General features: G+C 73.2%; 10 protein-coding genes. 1 reads left to right on the plus strand and 9 read right to left on the minus strand.

The annotated features are described in order from the left end of the window. Positions 1-612: 612 nt before the first annotated feature. The 4 genes from ACIRU3_RS01365 to ACIRU3_RS01380 form a co-directional block, all read right to left on the minus strand. A complete protein-coding gene (locus tag ACIRU3_RS01365) occupies positions 613-2,418 on the minus strand; it encodes a GMC family oxidoreductase N-terminal domain-containing protein (protein WP_404049727.1) in 1,806 nt (601 codons plus the stop codon). 42 nt (positions 2,419-2,460) lie between these two features. Then, on the minus strand, positions 2,461-4,074 hold the full coding sequence (locus tag ACIRU3_RS01370) for a succinic semialdehyde dehydrogenase (protein WP_404049730.1): 1,614 nt from the start codon (positions 4,072-4,074) through the stop codon (positions 2,461-2,463). A 126-nt stretch (positions 4,075-4,200) separates the two neighbouring features. Then, positions 4,201-5,130 (minus strand): serine/threonine-protein kinase, encoded by a 930-nt coding sequence (locus ACIRU3_RS01375; RefSeq protein WP_404049733.1) that lies wholly within the window; start codon positions 5,128-5,130, stop codon positions 4,201-4,203. Between the two features lie 46 nt (positions 5,131-5,176). Next, complete coding sequence (locus ACIRU3_RS01380; RefSeq protein ID WP_404049736.1) at positions 5,177-6,079, minus strand: MBL fold metallo-hydrolase; 903 nt, start codon at positions 6,077-6,079, stop codon at positions 5,177-5,179. Positions 6,080-6,150: 71 nt separating this feature from the next. Between ACIRU3_RS01380 and ACIRU3_RS01385 the strand changes: the two genes are divergently transcribed. Beyond that, on the plus strand, positions 6,151-7,086 hold the full coding sequence (locus ACIRU3_RS01385) for an AraC family transcriptional regulator (RefSeq protein ID WP_404049739.1): 936 nt from the start codon (positions 6,151-6,153) through the stop codon (positions 7,084-7,086). Here the strand turns inward: ACIRU3_RS01385 and ACIRU3_RS01390 are convergent. The 5 genes from ACIRU3_RS01390 to ACIRU3_RS01410 all read right to left on the minus strand — a co-directional run bounded on the left by ACIRU3_RS01390 (position 7,073) and on the right by ACIRU3_RS01410 (position 17,485). After that, entirely contained in the window at positions 7,073-8,707 is a 1,635-nt protein-coding gene (locus tag ACIRU3_RS01390; RefSeq protein WP_404049742.1) for a serine/threonine-protein kinase, read from the minus strand. The two genes, ACIRU3_RS01385 and ACIRU3_RS01390, sit on opposite strands and share 14 nt — an antisense overlap. A 53-nt stretch (positions 8,708-8,760) precedes the next feature. Beyond that, on the minus strand, positions 8,761-10,455 hold the full coding sequence (locus ACIRU3_RS01395) for a serine/threonine-protein kinase (protein WP_404049745.1): 1,695 nt from the start codon (positions 10,453-10,455) through the stop codon (positions 8,761-8,763). Between the two features lie 65 nt (positions 10,456-10,520). Then, entirely contained in the window at positions 10,521-12,293 is a 1,773-nt protein-coding gene (locus ACIRU3_RS01400) for a serine/threonine-protein kinase (RefSeq protein WP_404049747.1), read from the minus strand. A gap of 162 nt (positions 12,294-12,455) precedes the next feature. Further along, complete coding sequence (locus tag ACIRU3_RS01405; RefSeq protein WP_404049750.1) at positions 12,456-15,254, minus strand: protein kinase; 2,799 nt, start codon at positions 15,252-15,254, stop codon at positions 12,456-12,458. A gap of 134 nt (positions 15,255-15,388) precedes the next feature. Beyond that, on the minus strand, positions 15,389-17,485 hold the full coding sequence (locus ACIRU3_RS01410; RefSeq protein ID WP_404050527.1) for a serine/threonine-protein kinase: 2,097 nt from the start codon (positions 17,483-17,485) through the stop codon (positions 15,389-15,391). Between the last annotated feature and the right edge of the window lie 98 nt (positions 17,486-17,583).

Consider the following 17,583-nt stretch of genomic DNA (forward strand, 5'->3'; position numbering starts at 1 on the left):
GCCCGACAGAACCACGCGTGGCTCGCTGGAGCGATGAGGCGTACGGGTCGTGCCGTGCACCGTGGGACCTCGCTCCGGAGAAGTGACCGGACGGCAGGGGACAGCAGCCCGGTCACCCAAGAGAACGGTCGGCCCCGGGGACGCCCGGGGCCGACCGGCGGAAAATTGCAAAAATGCACCAGTGCCGGGTCAAACGGTTGCGGATGCCTCGCTCATCCAGCACGATGCGTAGAAAGCCCCAAGTCCCCTCGCAGACAACGGCATTGTCCTGACCAGCCTGTCCGCCCGAGGTCGAGACCACACCACAAGCGGCGCAACCCCCCGGCGCCGCTCCCAGGCACCGGCGCTGCCCTGACGTCGGTGCTGACGAAAGAAGGGCCCCGCGGCTCAAGTCCCGCGGGGCCCTTCGTCGTGTTCCCGCATCCCACTCCGCTCACCGGCCCCACCCGCTCCACCCTCCACCTGTGACCCACCCCACACAGAAATCCCGTGAGGCGACGCAACCGTTCGGGGGCCTCGCTGATCAAACCTGCTGCCGGACTCAAGAAGACGGTAAGAAGCGAGGGACCTGCGTTCGGAGGGGGATGCAGGTCCCTCGCTTCTCGAATTCCGCTACTTCTTCGGCGGTACCGCCGGCATCCCCAGGAACGGCAGCTTCAGCGCACCGAACGCGTCCGCGGGGACCGCCGCGTTGCCCGGCTCCACCGGCTTCAGCCGCTCGTACGCCGCTCCCGATGCCGGCCGGGGATCCTCCTCGCCCTTGTTCGGCCAGTACGACATGGCCCGCTCGGCCTGGGCGGTGATCGTCAGCGACGGGTTCACGCCCAGGTTCGCCGAGACCGCGGCGCCGTCCACCACCGAGATGCCGGGGTGACCGTAGAGCCGGTGGTAGGGGTCGATCACGCCCGTCTCCGGGGAGTCGCCGATGGGGCAGCCGCCCAGGAAGTGCGCGGTCAGCGGGGTGCCCATCAGCTCGCCGACATTGCTGCCGGCGAAGCCGTTGATCTCGGTCGCGAGCGCCGACGCGGCCTCGGAGGCGGCCTTGATCTGCTTGGGGTTGGGGGCTCCGTGCCCCTGCCTGGCGGTGAGCAGGCCCTTGCCGACGCCGCCGGGCTTCAGATACGTCGTCAGCGAGTTGTCCAGCGACTGCATCACCAGGCCGATGATGGTCCGCTCCGACCAGCGCCGGTTGGACAGGGAGCGGGCGACCAGCACGGGGTGGCGGGCCGCGTTCGCCAGCCAGGCCAGGACCGGAGAGGAGCCCTCGGCGTAGGGGACCTGGAGGATCGACAGGCCGCCCATCGAGTTCGAGCCCTTGCCGTAGCGGACCGGCTCGATGTGGGTGTTCTCGTCGGGGTGGATGGAGGACGTGATGGCGACCCCGCGGGTGAAGTCGGCCCGCTGCTCTCCGGTGGCCTTGCGGTAGCGCCGGTTGTCGGTCTGCGCGCCGACCACTGCCTCGGAGTTGGTGCGGGTCAGGTCGCCCAGCCGTGCGGAGAGGTGGGGCAGCTGGCCGCCCGACTTCATGCGGTGCAGCAGCGTCTGGGTGCCGTACGTACCGGCCGCGATCACGACCTGCCGCGCGGTGAAGAGCCGCCCCTTGCCCTTCTTCTTCTCGTCGGTCGGCAGCGTCGCCACCGCGTAGCCGCCCCGCGAGTCGTCGGTGACGGACACGACCGTCGTCATGGGGTGGACCACCGCGCCCGCCTTCTCGGCGAGGTACAGGTAGTTCTCGTTGAGGGTGTTCTTGGCGCCGTGCCGGCAGCCGGTCATGCACTCGCCGCACTCGGTGCAGGCCTTGCGGGACGGTCCGGCCCCGCCGAAGTACGGGTCCGCGACCTCCCCGCCCGGCTTCGCCTTCGCCTTCCCGTCGGCGTCCTCGCCGTCGCCGAAGAACACGCCGACCGGCGCGAGGTGGAAGGTGTCGCCGACGCCCATCCGCTGCGCCGCGGCCTTCAGGTGCACGTCGGAGGGGGTCATGGTGGGGTTGAGCCGTACACCGAGCATGCGCCGCGCCTGGTCGTAGTACGGCTTCAGCTCCTCCTGCCAGTCGGTGATGCCCCGCCACTGGGGGTCGTCGAAGAAGGCCTTGGGCGGTACATAGAGGGTGTTGGCGTAGTTGAGCGAGCCGCCGCCCACCCCGGCGCCCGCCAGCACCATCACGTTGCCCAGCAGATGGATGCGCTGGATGCCGTACATACCGAACTTGGGCGCCCAGAGGTAGTTCTTCAGGTCCCAGGAGTTCCTGGGGAGCGTGTCGCGGGTGAAGCGGCGGCCGGCCTCCAGGACGCCCACCTTGTAGCCCTTCTCGGTGAGGCGCAGGGCGGACACGGAACCGCCGAACCCCGAACCGATCACGACGACGTCGTAGTCGTACCCGTCCTCGTCCCGGGTCTGGACAGACTTCTCCTGCGGCACGTGCTCTCCTCGTTGAGAACCGGGTTGTCCGAACTCGGTTGGCTAGCGGAAACGGAACGCCTTCATCAGGCGCAGGCTGCGGCTCATGAAGGCCGCGTACTTCTCGTCGTCCATCCCCAGCGACGGCGCCATCGGCAGCAGCCGCTGCTCGGCCACCGTCTGGGCCTCGGTGTACTTGAGGATGCCCTCGGAGCCGTGGCGCCGGCCGAGGCCGGAGTCCTTCATGCCGCCCATCGGGGACTGGACGCTGCCGTAGGCCGGCGCGTAGCCCTCGTTGACGTTGACCGTGCCGGTGCGCAGCCGGGAGGCGACGTCCTGGCCGCGGCGGGTGCTCTTGGTCCACACGGACGCGTTCAGGCCGTACGGCGTGGAGTTGGCCCGCTCGACCGCCTCGTCGTCGGTCTTGAAGCGGTAGACGGACACGACCGGTCCGAAGGTCTCCTCCTCGCACACGGCCATGGAGTCCTCGACACCGTCGAGGACGGTCGGCTCGAAGAAGTACGGGCCGATGTCCGGGCGGGACACACCGCCCGCGACCACCTTCGCGCCCTTGGCGACCGCCTCCTCCACATGCCGTTCGACGGTCTTCAGCTGCCGCTCCCCGACCAGCGAGCCCATGTCGGCGCCGTAGGCGAGGGAGTTGCCGAGCCGCATGGCCCTGGTGCGGGCGGCGAAGCGCTCCAGGAAGGCGTCGGCGACGGACTCGTGGACGTACAACCGCTCGATGGAGATGCAGAGCTGTCCGGCGGAGGAGAAGCAGGCGCGTACGGCACCGGCGGCGGCCTTCTCGATGTCGGCGTCGTCGAGCACCAGCATGGCGTTCTTGCCGCCGAGTTCGAGGGAGACGCCGACCAGGCGGGCGGCGGCACCCTGGGCGACCTCGCGGCCGGTGCGGGTGGAGCCGGTGAAGGAGACGTAGTCCGCGTGCCTGACGACCTCGGGGCCGACGACGGGGCCCTCGCCGAGCACGACCTGGAAGACGTCGGCGGGCAGTCCGGCCTCGATGAGCAGGTCACGCGCCCACAGAGCCGTGAGGCAGGTCTCGGTGTCCGGCTTCATCACGACCGCGTTGCCGGCCACGAAGGCGGGCAGCGCGTCGCCGACGGACAGCTCCAGGGGGTAGTTCCAGGGGGCGATCTGGCCGACGACCCCGCGCGGGTGGCGGAGTTCGGTGACCTTCGTCAGGGTCGGCATGGCGCCGGCGTGCCGCTTGGGCCGCAGATAGGCGGGGGCCTTGCGGCCGTAGTGGCGGGCCGCCACGGCGACGGCCTGCACCTCCTCGTGCGCGTGCAGCCGCGCCTTGCCGGTCTCCAGCTGGATCAGGTCGAGGACCTCGGCCTGGCGGGCGAGCACCAGGTCGTGGAAGCGGAGCAGCACGGCGGCCCGCTGCCGCACCGGCGTCCTCTCCCACACCGCCTGTGCGGCGCGGGCGGCCTGGAAGGCCCCCCGCACGTCCTCGGGCGTGGACTCGGGCAGGTCGGCCAGCTTCTCGCCGGTGAAGGGGGTGTGGTTGGCGGTGCGGCCGGAGCCGACGACGCCCTTGGTCAGCTGGGCCACCAGCTCCGGGGTGACCACATCGGCGGCGGTGCGGGCGCCTTCGGGAGCGGGCGCGAGGGGGTTGGTACCGGTGAGTGCCGGGGCCTGCGAGTCCGTCATGAGGCGCAGGGTATGCCGCGGCGGAGGCTTTGGGTACCCGTCGGTAACGGAGATTCACGGAGTGCTCACACGACGCCAGTGATCACTGGCAGCGAATGTGCTGATCAGGGCGTTGTCGGGTGACGATCATTCGGTTCCGGGTTTTTTCGTGAGGAGGAGACCGAGGGCGGCGAGCGGGGTGCGTCGGCGCGGGCCGGGAGTGGGGGCAGGGGCGGAAGGGGCAGACACGGGCCGGGGCGCCGGCTCGGGCCCGGGTGCCGGCTCCGGTACGGGCTCGGGTGCCGCCTCCGGTACGGGTGCCGGCTCCGGTACGGGCGGCACTCCCCCGCAGGCCGCCAGCGCCGCCGCGACCTCCGCCGCGCCCGGCCGTGCCTCCGGCTCCGGCGCGTGCAGCCGGGTGAGCAGCGGGCCGAGCGGACCGGCCTCCCCGCCCTCGACGGCGGCGGCGAGCAGCGCCCCGAGGGACCACAGGTCGGAGGCGGGCCCGGCACCGGGCCCCGACGCCCGCTCCGGGGCGACGAATCCGGCGGGGGCCGCTTCGGTGTGCCCGTCCCCGATCCCGAAGTCGGTGACGACGACCCGCCCGGTGCCGGCCTCGATCAGGACGTTGGCGGGCTTGATGTCCCGGTGCACGATCCCCACGGCATGCGCGGCCCTGAGCGCGCCGAGCACGGCGAGCCCGACGCGGGCGGCCTCGGCGGGCTCCAGGGGCCCGCGCCGGACGGCCTCCCGCAGCGACTCGCCCTCGACCAGTTCCATGACGATCCAGGGGAGTCCGTCCTCCGTGACGACGTCGTACAGGGTGACGGCCGAGGGATGCCGCACCCGGGCGGCGGCCCGCGCCTCCCGGTAGCGCCGGTGCGCGATCCGCCGGCTCTCCTCGTCGTCGGCCGGATCCCCGGGCAGTTCGGGCTCCTTGACGGCGACGTCCCGCTGGTCGTGCTCGTCCCACGCCCGCCAGACGGTCCCGGACGGCCCGGCGCCGAGGGGCTCGACGAGCCGGTAGCGCCCCCCGATCAACCGTCCGTCGGGCGGGTGTTCGCCGTCTCGAGTCATGTCACATGAGTACCGTGCGCACCACGCCCTTGTCGAAGCCGGGCGGTCAGACGGCCCAGCGGTGCAGGGTGAACCCCCCGCGCCCCTTGCGCACTTCCACCGCGCCCCCGCCGCCGAAGTGGGCGGGAACGACCAAGGACCGTTCGTCGGCGGCGCGTTCGAGCACCCGGAGCCGGGTCTCGGCCGCCTGCCGGGGGTCGAGGCAGAAGCAGCTGCTGCACTCGGGGTGCAGGATCTGTACCGGACTGTGCAGGAGGTCACCGGCGAACACGGCCCGCTCGCCCCGCGATTCGAGGCGCAGGACGGAGGATCCCGGGGTGTGGCCGGGGGCGGCCTCCAGGACGAGGTGCTCGTCGATGCGGTACTCGCCGTCCCACACCACCGCCTGCCCGGCCCGGTGCACGGGCGCGATGCTGTCCTCGTAGAGGAGCCGGTCGTCCACGCGCACCCCGCCCCCGTAGCCGCCCTCGGGACCGAAGTGGTGGGCGTCGGCGGCCGGCACGAGGTACCGGGCACCCGGGAAAGTGGGCGCCCACTCGCCATCGGCGTCGTGGGTGTTCCAGCCGACGTGGTCGGCGTGGATGTGGGTGTTCACCACGACGTCGACCTCCCGGGGATCCACGCCGGCCCGCAGCAGCCGCCCCGGAAGATCGCTCTGCCGCCGGTGGAACAGCGGATTGCCCGGCCGTTCGCGGTCCCTGCCCACCCCGGTGTCCACGAGAACGGTCCGCCCTGCACTGCGCACCACCCAGGTCTGCAGTGCCATCACGGCCATGCCGCCGTCGGGCTCCCAGTGACCGGGGACGAGCTGCTCCTCGTCCTCCTTCCACACCTCGGGACCGCAGCCCGGGACGAGCTGCCGGGCCGGTACGAACGCCCCCTGCCATTCCATGATGCGAAGGACCTCGACGTCCCCGATCACGAAGCTCTGCACGTTGTCGTCAGTCATGGACACGACTCTAGGCATCGAGGATGAGCATCCCAATGCTCATCCGGCTCGATTGGATACGCTCACGTCTCATGGATGTGGTGAGCGATGCGATCGCCGCGGTCCGGGTGGGCCGGCCCTCCTCGAACCGGCTCCGTGTGAGCGGCCGCTGGTGCGTGCGGCTGTCGCGGTACGAGGGCGCGGGCTTCCATGTCGTCCTCGGCGGGTCCTGCCGGCTCCTGCCGGACGGGGGCGGTGAGCCGGTGGACCTGGGCCCCGGCGATGTGGTGCTGCTGCCGCACGGGGCGAGTCATGTGCTGGGGCACAGGGCAGCGGAGCCGGCCGAGGCACGGCGGGCGGTGCCGTTCGAGGAGGTGCGGGACACGGACGTACGGCTCCCCGGGGACGGACCCGAGGTGGAGCTGCTGTGCGGCAAGTACCGTCTGGACCGCAGCCGGGCGCACCCCCTGATGGCGGAGCTGCCGCAGGTGGTGCACCTGCGCAACCGGGTGGGTGCCCACCCCGGACTGCGCTCGGCGGTGGATCTGCTGGCCGGGGAACTGACCGGTCCGCGCCCGGGGTCGGCCCTCGCCGTCCCGGGCCTGCTGGACCTCCTGCTGATCTATCTGATCCGGGCCTGGATGACGGAGGCGGCGACGGGCGTGTGGCCCACGGCCCTGACCGACCCGGTGACGACGGCAGCCCTGCGCGCCCTGCATGCCGCCCCCGCGGACCCCTGGACGAACGACAGCCTGGCCGCCGCGGCGGGCGTCTCCCGCGCCACCCTGTCCCGCCGCTTCACGTCCCTGGTGGGCCGGCCGCCGATGGCGTATCTCACCTGGTGGCGGCTGACCCTGGCGGCCACCCGCCTGCGCGACTCGGAGGTGCCGCTGGCGACGGTGGCCCGCGAGTGCGGCTACGGCAGCCCGTACGCCCTCTCGCACGCGTTCAGCCGGGAGTTCGGGACCACGCCCGGCAGATACCGGGAGAAGGCGCGGGCCGCCGGGCCCGCCCTCAGAGCTTCTTGATGTCCAGGTTCGCGATCGCCGCCTTCGCCACCTCCCGGCCCCGGGCCGTGAAGTCGCCCTTGCCGGGATAGCCGACGGTCAGTCGGTACAGGTCACCGGACTTGCTGCGGTAGTAGAAGATCTGGAGTTCGCGCGGGCGCGGGTCCTGGCTGTCGTCCGTCGTGTAGGCGACGGTGTTCCGGGCGGCCTGTCTGCCGTGGTAGGTGGCGTTTCGGTCCGGGTCCGTCTTCGCGCCCTTGGGCATGTCGACGTTGTAGTCGCCCTGGTTCTTGAACTTCTCGTTGTCGTCCAGCATCTGGGCCAACGCGTTGCTCTTGATCTCGTCGAGCGAGTCCTCCGACTTCCTGGTCAGGTCCAGGACGATCGAGATGCCGCCGCTCCAGTCCGTGTACGACACCCAGCTCCGGTCGCTGGCGTTCTTGTCCGGGTGACCCACCTGGTAGGTCTCGGGGACGGCGAGGGTCACCCCCAGCCCGGGATCCGTCCGCTCGGCCCAGCCGCCGGGCAGCGGCCCGGCGAAGGGGTCGGCGAGGACGAGGTATCCGGCCACCGCGGCCGCGACCACGGCGGCGCCCGCCCCGAGCCAGACCTTCCGGCCCGGCCGCGCGCCGCGGCCGCGGGGCGCGGTGACCTGCACCCGCTGGGTGGGCTCGGGCGCCGGGGGGTTCGCGGCCGTCTCCAGCAGGGCCCGGACCTGCGCTGCCGTCGGGCGGCGGCCCGGGTCCTTCTGGAGCAGGCTGTTGATGGCCTCGGCCAGCGGACCCGGCGCGGCGGCGGGCGCGGCCGGCGCGGCGTTGAGGACGGACTGGAGGGTGGCCGGGGTGTTGCTGCGGCGGAACGGGGAGACGCCCTCGGTGGCCGTGTAGAGGACCACACCGAGGGACCACAGGTCGCTCGCCGGGCCGGGGCGCTGCCCGAGCACGCGTTCCGGCGCGATGTATTCGGGAGAGCCGACGAAGCCGCCGGTGTCCGTCAGATTCGTCTCGCCCTCGATCTGCGCGATGCCGAAGTCAGTGAGGACGACCCGGTCGTAACGGCCCAGAAGTACGTTGTCCGGTTTCACGTCGCGGTGCAGGACGCCCGCCGCGTGCGCCGCCTCCAGCGCGCCGAGCACCTGGAGACCGACTCGGGCCGCCTCGCGCGCGTCCAGCGTGCCCTCCTGGAGCGCTCCGCCCAGTGAGCGCCCGTGGACCAGCTCCATCACGATCCACGGCCGGCCGTCGACGACCGCCACGTCGTACACGTCGACCACCGCCGGGTGGTCGAGCCGGGCCGCCGCGCGTGCCTCGCGGCGCATCCGCTCGAAGGCGTTGGCCCGTTCACGCTCGGGGAGATGGTCCGGTACCCGGGGCTCCTTGACGGCGACCTCGCGGTCCACCATCTCGTCCTTGGCCCGCCACACGGTGCCCATCCCGCCGTGGCCGAGCTTGGCGAGCAGCCGGTACCGCCCGGCGATCAGCCGCCCGGTCCCCGTGGCCGCCGCGTCGTGGGCCGTCTGCGCGGGCACCGCAGGGGACTGCGGGCTCGGCTGCGGACTCACCTGCCGGCCGTGGTGGGGCGGTTGCAGAACAAAACTCGTCGTGTCGTCGGCCGCGCGGCCGGCTCCCCCGTCACTGCTCATGTGTCATCCATATCGCGCCATGAGCGTGCTGAGCCACAGGGAACACAAACCGGTCACAGAGCCGTGACCGAGAACGTGTCCACGGCCACGTCGAAATACTCCCGGGCCTCCCGCACCTTCCCGACCGGCGCCGACACCCAGACGTCGTACATCCGGCCGCCCTCCTCCCAGCACAGGTCGTAGGTGTGGCGCGGGCCCTCCGCGGCGCTGAAGCCGTCCCAGGTGAACTCCCAGAGCGCGGCCGGGTGTCCGGCGTGCGTGGTCTCGGTGACCCTGCCGTCGTGGTAACCGGGGTTGGTGCCGGGCCCCTTGGCCGCCGCACGGTTCATCACCCCGGCGGGGCCGCCCGCCGCGGGTCCGGCGACCTTGATGCCGAGCCGGAAGGTCTGCCCCGGGGAGAGATAGAAGACCCGCTCGCCCTGCTGTTCGCGGGTGAAGTCCTGCGGTACGGCCAGGGAGAAGCCGGCCGGGTCCTTGGCGGTGCGGTAGCCGGAGGGTGCGGTGTGGGTGCGGGAGGCCGCGGGTGCGCTGCTCGCGGTGGCCGTCGGTGACGACGGGGCCGTGGCGGACGGGGCGGACGAGGCGGTGCCGGACCGGGAGTTGCCCGTCGGCGTCGCCGGGCTGGTCGCCGTGCCGCCCGGTGTGCCGCCGCCCTCGCCGCCCTGGTTCAGCAGCAGCGCCGCCGCCGACACGCCCGCCCCGGCCACGGCGGCCACGAGCAGCGCGGCGACCAGCACGCCGCGCGCGGACTGGCGTGCGGGCGGGGGCGGTTCGGCAGTGGGCGCCGGCATGCCGTCGGACCGGTGCGGCACGTCGTGCTCGGTCGGTGTGTAGGGGGACACGGGCGTACGGCCCCTGGAGTCACCGGTCCTGGATGTGCGGAGCGGGCCCGGCGCGCCCGGCGCGGCCGGGGTACGGCCCGTCTCCAGGAACGTCCGCAGCATCCGCTCGGCCTCCGCCGCGCCCAGCCGCCGGTCGGGATCGCGCTCCAGCAGACCCCGCACGACGGGCAGCAGCGGCTCGGCCTGCGCGGGTGGCCGGATCTCGGCGGCGACGACGGCGTGCAGGATGCCGCCGAGCGAGTCGCGCCGGAACGGCGACTCGCCGCTGAGCACCGCGCACAGCAGCGCGCCGACCGACCACAGGTCGGACTCCGGCCCGGTACGCACCCCGGACATCCGCTCCGGAGCGGTGTACTCGGGCGAACCGACGAAGGAACCGGTCTCGGTGAGTGTCGTGGCGCCCGCGACCTGCGCGATGCCGAAGTCGGTGAGCACCACCCGGTCGGTGCCGGACTCCACCAGCACGTTCGCGGGTTTGATGTCCCGGTGCAGCACCCCGGCCGCGTGCGCGGTGCGCAGCGCGCTCAGCAGGCCGATGCCGATCCGGGCGGCCTCCTCCGCGTCCACCGGGCCGCGCGTGGCGACACGGTCGGCGAGCGAACCGCCGTCGATCAACTCCATGACGATGTAAGGCCGTTCGTCCTGCTCGACCACGTCGTGCACGACGATGATGTGCGGGTGCCGCAACTGCGCGACCGCCCGTGCCTCACGGAAGGTGCGTTCACGACGGCGACGGACGTCGTCGTCCGCGAGAGAGTCGTCCGGGGCCAGCTCCTTGACCGCCACCAGCCGGCCCAGCACCTGGTCGTCGGCCCGCCATACGACGCCCATCCCGCCGCGCCCGATCCGCGCCTGAAGACGGTAACGGCCCGCGATCACACGGAAGTCGTCCCCCTCGGATCCCATGAGCCCCATCATGCCGCACGGGTGGCACACCCTCCGGGGCGCTCATCGGCCAAGCCTCGCGCGTGTCAGCCTGAGCCGGGCTGCCAGCCCTGCAGCACCCACTTGAACTGTTTGCTCGTCTTCGCCCAGTCCTCGGCGGGCGAGGACATGTAGATCGCGTACTCGACGCCCTCGCGCGAGAAGTACGTCTCCTCGATGGCGCGCCGCGGGCCGGCCACGTAGGGCGGGACCGTCTTCTGCGCGGTCCAGGTGTACTCCCACAGCGAGCCCTTGCAGTCGCGGTAGGTGTTGTCGCGCAGGGTCAGGACCTGGTAGTCGATCAGCTTCTGGAGCTGCTGACTCAGGTCCTTCTGGTGCTCGTAGGCGTTGGCGAAGTCCGGATCGGCGTCGACCGCGATGCGGACGAAGTGCTTGCCGCCGTCGGGCGTGTAATCGATCTGCTCAAGGCCGTCGTGGGTGCTGTACACCTTGCGCGTCCAGTCCTTGGGCAGGAAGAGGCTGAAGCCCAGCGGGTCATCGTGGCGCACCCAGCTGGCCGGGACCGAGCCCTCCGGGCCCGGGGTGCCCTTGCCCGGGGTACTCGTGCCCGAGTTCGCCGGCGCCGGGGTCGCCCCACCCTTCTGGGCGTCCCGCTGGAACCCGCCCCACTGCTGGAAGCCCACCGCGGCGCCGCCGCCGAGCACGGCCGCGACGGCGACGACGAGGGCGAGGGTGCGCAGGCGGCGCCGCCGGCGGGGGCGGGCCGGTGCAGGGCGTTCGGCGGGTCCCAAGATGGTCGGGCCCATCCCGTTGGAGCCCACCGCCGTCGGACCGGTGACGGAACGTCCCGGGCCGCCCGGCCCGGGGCCGTAGCCCTGAGCCGCGGCACCGGAGCCGTATCCGGAGGCCGCCGTCCCGGAGCCGTGGCCCGAGGTGCCCCCACCGGAGGTGTACGACCCCTCGGCATACCGGCCGGACGAGTACGAGCCGCCGGTGTCCACGCCCGCGCCCTGGGTCGGCACGAACGCCTGCGCGACGCTCGGCCGGCGGCCTTCCGCCGCCTCCGCGAGCATCTGTTCCGTCTCGTCCACGCCCGGCCGCTGGACCGGCTCCTTGCGCAGCAGCGCGGAGATCACCGGGGCGAGCGGACCGGCGTGGCGGGGCTCCTCCGCCGCCTCCTCGACGACCGCCTGCATGGTGCTCAGCGGCGAGGTGCGGCGGAACGGCGAGCGGCCCTCGACCGCGGTGTACAGCGTGGCGCCCAGTGCCCACAGGTCCGAGGACGGGCCCGGGTCATGGCCGCGCACCCGCTCGGGCGCGAGGTAGTCGACCGAGCCGACGACCTCTCCGGTGCGGGTGATGGTGGTGTCGCCCTCGATCTGGGCGATGCCGAAGTCGGTGAGCAGGACCCGGCCGTCACTGCCGAGCAGTACGTTGCCGGGCTTGACGTCCCGGTGCAGCACACCGGCGGAGTGCGCGGCGCGCAGCGCCCGCAGCACCCACAGGCCGATCCGGGCGGCCTCGCCCGCCTCGATGCGGCCGCGGTCCTTGACCGCGTCGGCCAGCGAGCGGCCCTCCACCAGCTCCATCACGATCCACGGGCGGCCGTCGTGTTCGAGCACGTCATGGACGGTGACGACGGCGGAGTGGTTGATACGCGCGGCGGCGCGGGCCTCGGCCCGGGTGCGGGCGAGCAGTACGGCCTGGTCACTCTCGGAGACGTAGAGCGCTGCGGTCAACTCCTTGACTGCGACCGTCCGGTGCAGCACCTCGTCGTGGGCGCGCCACACCCGGCCCATGCCCCCGCTGCCGATGGAATCGGCAAGCCGGTAGCGGCCCGCTATCAGCAGGCCCTGCATCTGATTCACGTTGCCCCGCAATGCTCTTGACAGGGTCAGACTAAGGACCCCCTTCGCTTCAGGGAACAAGCGGGGGGCCAAGGAGACCGCACTGTGACGGTTGTCGCTTCTCCGCGCGAACGGGAACCGAACCCTGGGCCGCTCAACCGGTATACAGGGCGCTCAACCCGTGTAGCGGTACGTCGCGGTGGCTTGCTCGTACAACCGCGTCACCTCGTCCCGCTCGGCCTCCGGACCCCGGACCTGGACGATGTGGTAGCGGCCGTTCAGCAGGATCGCCATGTTGCGCACATACAGGTCGCGCCCCTGCCCGTCGGTCCAGGTGAACTGGCCCTCGGCCATGGTCCGTCCGCCCACCTCGATGGTTCTCAGGCCGGTGGCGGTGGCCCAGCTGGAGTCCCGGTACGGCTGCAGTTCGCGCTCCTTGTCCCGCTGGTAGACCATCGGATCGCTGCCGTAGCCCGAAGCGCCGTCCCGGCCCGGTACGACCAGCAGCTCGAAGTCCCCGTGCGAGTAGACCACCTGGCCGCTGCCGTTCTTGGGCGTGCGGTCCCAGCCCTTGGCCACGGCGACCTGGAAACCGGCCGAGTCGGTTCGCAGGGTGAAGCCGTCCGCGACCGCGCTGCCGCCGTCGGTCTGGGTCTCGGTGGCGGGCGCCGACGCCGAGGGGCCCGAGGGGCTGCCGCCGTCCGCGGACTGCCCGGACGACGGTTGCGGTGTGCCGGAGGGCGCGGGGCTCGCCTGCCCCGCGGTGCCGGTGTGCTCGCTGCCCGCCGCGCCGCTCTCCCCCTGCTTCGGCATGAACAGCATCGCGTACGCCACCGCGCCGGCCAGCAGGAGCAGTATCAGCACGAGCAGCATCCGGCCCAGGCTGCGCGGGGAACGGGCCTCCTGCCGGGCGCGCTTGTGCCGACCGTGCGGATGGGGCGCGGGCAGCCCGGCCCGCCGGCGCCGCACCAGCTCACCGCGGCGCCGGACGATCGGCAGCCGGCTCGGGTCGGCGGGCGGGACGGTGACGACGTCGGTGCCGGCGTCGGGCTCGGGCGCGGAGCGCACCAGCGAGCGCAGCCAGCCGCTCAGCTCCTCGAAGTCCAGCCGGTCGGTGGGGTCCTGGCGCAGCAGCGACTCCACGACCGGGCGCAGCGGGCCGCACTCCTCGGCGAACGCGGGTGGCTCCGCGCACACCAGCTGCACCAGCTCGGCCGTGGACTCCTCGGGGTAGGGCGCGTGTCCCTGGACGGCCCGGAAGAGCAGCGCGCCGAGGGCCCAGAGGTCGGTGGCGGGCCCGATCGGCGCCGCCAGCTGCCAGTTCTCGTGCACGGGCCCGGCCTGCTCCGGAGCCCACCGCTCGGTGACCGGACCCACGACGGTCATGCGCACCTGCCGTGCCCGCTCGGCGGCGAGCGCGGTCCCGGGACCACGCCGCACGGCACCGCCGACGTCGGGCTCGTCCCAGCGGGAGCCTTCGCCGGCCGGGAGGCCGGGGGGGCGGCCGGGGACGGAGAGGGCGCCACCGCCGGCTCCATGGGCTGCGTAGCCGGAACCGGCCGTCCGGCCGGAGGCCGCCTCCCCGACACCGCGCGGAGGACCGGCGGGCGACGCCTGGCCGGGTACGGGCAGGTGGCCGGAGCCGGATGCTGTGCCGGGGTGGGCTTCTCCGGGCTGTGCTTCTCCGGGGGGCAGTCCCGGTCGCTGCCGGTCGGCGCCCGGGGTGCCCGTGGGGGCGGTGGGGCCGGTGCGCGGTGAGGCGCCGTGCCAGGGGGCGCCGTGCACGCCGTAGGGGTCGGCGATCCGGCCGGACGGTGGGGTGGCCCGGCCCGAGGAGTACGGCGGCTGCGCCGTGCCGTTGGCCCCGGTGTCGCCCTCGGCGGACGGCCGGGCCCCGGGCAGGGCGGCACGGCCGCTCTGCTGGGCCTCCTGCACCCGGGCGGCGGCCCGGGCGCCCGCACGGTAGGCGGCGATGGCCCCGGCCCGCGCGGCACGGATGTCGTCACCGCTCTCCAGGGCCCGTCGCCCCGGCGCTTCGGGAGCCGGAGCCCCTGCGGACACGCCGTTCGTGCCCGGCACCGGCAGCCCGCCGGCCGCCCGCGCCTGGATCGCGGCCCGCCGCGCGGCCTCGGGATCGACATCGGGGGAAGGAACCGGGCCCGCGGCGGCGCCCGGGCCGCTCACCGCAGCGACCGGACCACCGGCACCCGAAGCACCCTGCCCGCCGGGACCGCCGAAGCTGCCCCGAGCACCCGCGCCCACGCCTTCACCGACGGACCTGCCACCCGGTCCGACGACACCAGCCGGCCCTTCCGGACCGTCCTGGCCCGGCACCGGGTCGTACCCGCACAGTGCCTCCTCCGCCGCGCCGACCGCGAGTCCGGTCAGCATCACGCGGCCGTCGTCGCAGACGAGGACCGTGCGGGCGGTGATGTTGCGGTGCACCCAGCCGTGGCCGTGCAGGACGCGCAGCGCCATGAGGACGTCGGAGGCGACCTCGGCCGCCCGGTACGGCGCCAGCGGCTGCTCGGCCAGCAGCGCGGACAGCGGACGTGCGGCCACGCACTCGCTGACGATCCACAGCGAGCCGCCCTCGGCGAACACGTCGAAGACCTGGTCGAGGCGCGGATGGTCGGGGATGCGGGCCGCAGCCTGCGCGGCCTCGACGGCACGCCGCACCGCGGGATCCGACGGGCGTCGGGTGGCGGTACGGGCCGCCGGGGCGCGGCGGGCCCCGCGCTCACGGGCGGTGAACCCCTCGGGCAGCCCCTCCGCGTCGAGCACCTCGGCCTCGACGACCTCCGGCAACGGCAGCTGACGGACCAGCACTTCCTGGCCGCTGTAGGTGTCGAAGGCCCGGGTCTCGGTCAGTTCGTACTCGTCGGAGGGCGGCAGCGGCAGGCGGTAGCGGTCGGCGAGCACCCGACCCGCATAGTCGTCCACGTTGCCTCCCCCGGCCGCCTGGTCGTTCACATCCGTTCCCCGACGGCCCGTTCCGCATCCACATCCGGCTCCGTACGGTCCGCAACCATTCACGATACGTGCCGGAGGCAACCCGCATTGAGGGGATGACTGATTCTCACCGCCCCAAACAGGGCTCGTTCACATCACGACTTGGGCTCGAAGGACTTCGTCAGTGTCCTCCAGGTGTCCTTGCGCAGGTCGCTGTGCCAGGCCGCGTCCTTCGCGGAGTACATCAGCCCGTAACCGAGGTGGTCGTTCACCACGAACCCCCGGTCGATCGAGCGGTACTTGGTGCCGCCGTCCACGTAGGTGAACTCCCAGTCGGCCGTGTTCCAGCCGCGGTAATCCACCTCCTCTATGCGGATCTTCTGGTACTGGGAACGCACCATGCCGTGTTCCTGGTTCTTCCAGTCCGCCACCGGGTCGTCCTTGGGCGCGCTGGTCCAGCCGACGAGCAGCCTCTGCCCGTCGGGCCCGGCGTAGCGGTCTCCGGCCGAATCGGTGGACCGGTACGTCCAGCCCTTGGGCAGCCCGATCGCGTACCCCTGGCCGCCCTTGTGGGTCGACTGCGCCGGCGCGCTGCCGTCGTCGTCCTTCGCGCCGGACGACCCGGAGTCGTCGCTGCCGGACGGGCCGGTGTTCTTCTCGGGCTGCGAGCCCTTGGTGGCGGGCGCCGAAGTGTCCCCGTCCGTCCGCTCGCCGCTGCTCCCCTTGCCGCCCGTGCCCTTGTCCTGCTTGAGGGAAGGCCCGGCGCTCGCGGGCGCCTTGGCGCCGCTCTTCCTGCCGCCCCCGTCGTCGTCCCCGCCGAGCGTGAGGGCCAGCACGGTGCCGATGACCGCGAGCACGACCAGCACCGCGATGATCACCAGCGTCCGCCTGGGCACCACGTCGGTGAGCGGCGCCCTCGGTACCGGCCGCGGCGGCAGGTCGAGGTCCGGCGGCGGCACCACGGGCCACCCCGAACTCGGCTTGTTCGCGCTGGAGTTCGGCACGGCCGCGGAACCCTGGGACGAGCCGGCCGGCCGTCCCGCCGCGCCGCCGCCCGGCGCCGCGGACGAGGCCTGGCCCGAGGAGACCCGCCCGGAGGAGGTCTGACGGGAGGGGGTCTGACCGGAGGAGGTCCGGCCCTGGGCGGTCGCCCCACCGGCGCTGCCGCCGGCCGCCCCCGAGGCGTTACCGGAGGGCGCGTCCGCCGTACCGCTCCCGCTCTTCGCCCGCGCGACGGCTGCCGCGCCGGCCACCCCGGCCGCCTTGCGGACCGAACGCAGCGCCCCGCGCAGCTTCTCCGCGGCCTCCTCGCCCCGCTTGCCCTCGGCCCCGCCGGGCTGCGCCGGCAGCGGAACCACGCGCGTGGCGTCCATCGGCTCCGGCTCGGGCGCGTGGATCACCGCGTCGAGCATGGCCCGGGCGGCGGCGTCGTCGATCCGCTGGGCGGGGTCCTTGGTGAGCAGGCCGTAGATGACGTCCCTGAGCGGACCCGCGTTCTTGGGCTCCTCCAGCGGCTCGGTCATCACCGCGGTCAGCGTGGCGATCGCCGAACCCTTGTCGTACGGCGGCACGCCCTCGACCGACGCGTAGAGCAGGCCGCCCAGCGACCACAGGTCGGCCGCGGGGCCCGGCTTGTGCCCGCGGGCACGCTCCGGGGAGATGTAGGAGGGGGCGCCGACGAGCATGCCGGTGGAGGTGATGGACGGGTCGCCCTCGACCTGTGCGATCCCGAAGTCGGTGAGCACGACCCGGCCGTCCTCGGCGATGAGCACGTTGGACGGCTTCACGTCACGGTGCAGGATGCCCTCGCGGTGCGCGGAGCGCAGCACGTCGAGGACGGCCAGCCCGACCTCGGCCGCGCGCTTGGGCTCCAGCAGGCCGTCCTCGCGGATGGCCTCGGCGAGGGACTTGCCCTCGACCAACTCCATGACGATCCATGGCCGGTCGTCCTCGTCGACCACGTCGAAGACCGTCACGGCGCTGTTGTTGCGGATCCGGGCGATCGCCTTGGCCTCGCGCAGGGTGCGCGTGATCAGGCGCCGCTTCTCCTCCTCGTCGATGTTCGACGGGAACCGCAGCTCCTTGACGGCGACCGTCCGGCCGAGGGTCTCGTCCTCGGCGCGCCACACCGTGCCCATGCCGCCGCGGCCCAGTACGTCTCCCAGCCGGTACCGCCCGGCGAGAAGACGACGCTCGCTCTTGCCCTGACGAGTCTCCTGACGAGATGTCCCCGCCCGCTCCGCCTCCGACATGCGTCCCCTCATGCAACCCGCCCTGACAGAGCCTCCATTGTCCCTCACCCGACAAGTGGCCGACGCCCAGGGTGTCCCGGACGCCGCCCCGGGCCGCG

The sequence above is a fragment of the Streptomyces sp. NPDC101151 genome, assembly GCF_044768335.1.
In the GTDB taxonomy this organism is placed as follows: Bacteria; Actinomycetota; Actinomycetes; order Streptomycetales; family Streptomycetaceae; genus Streptomyces.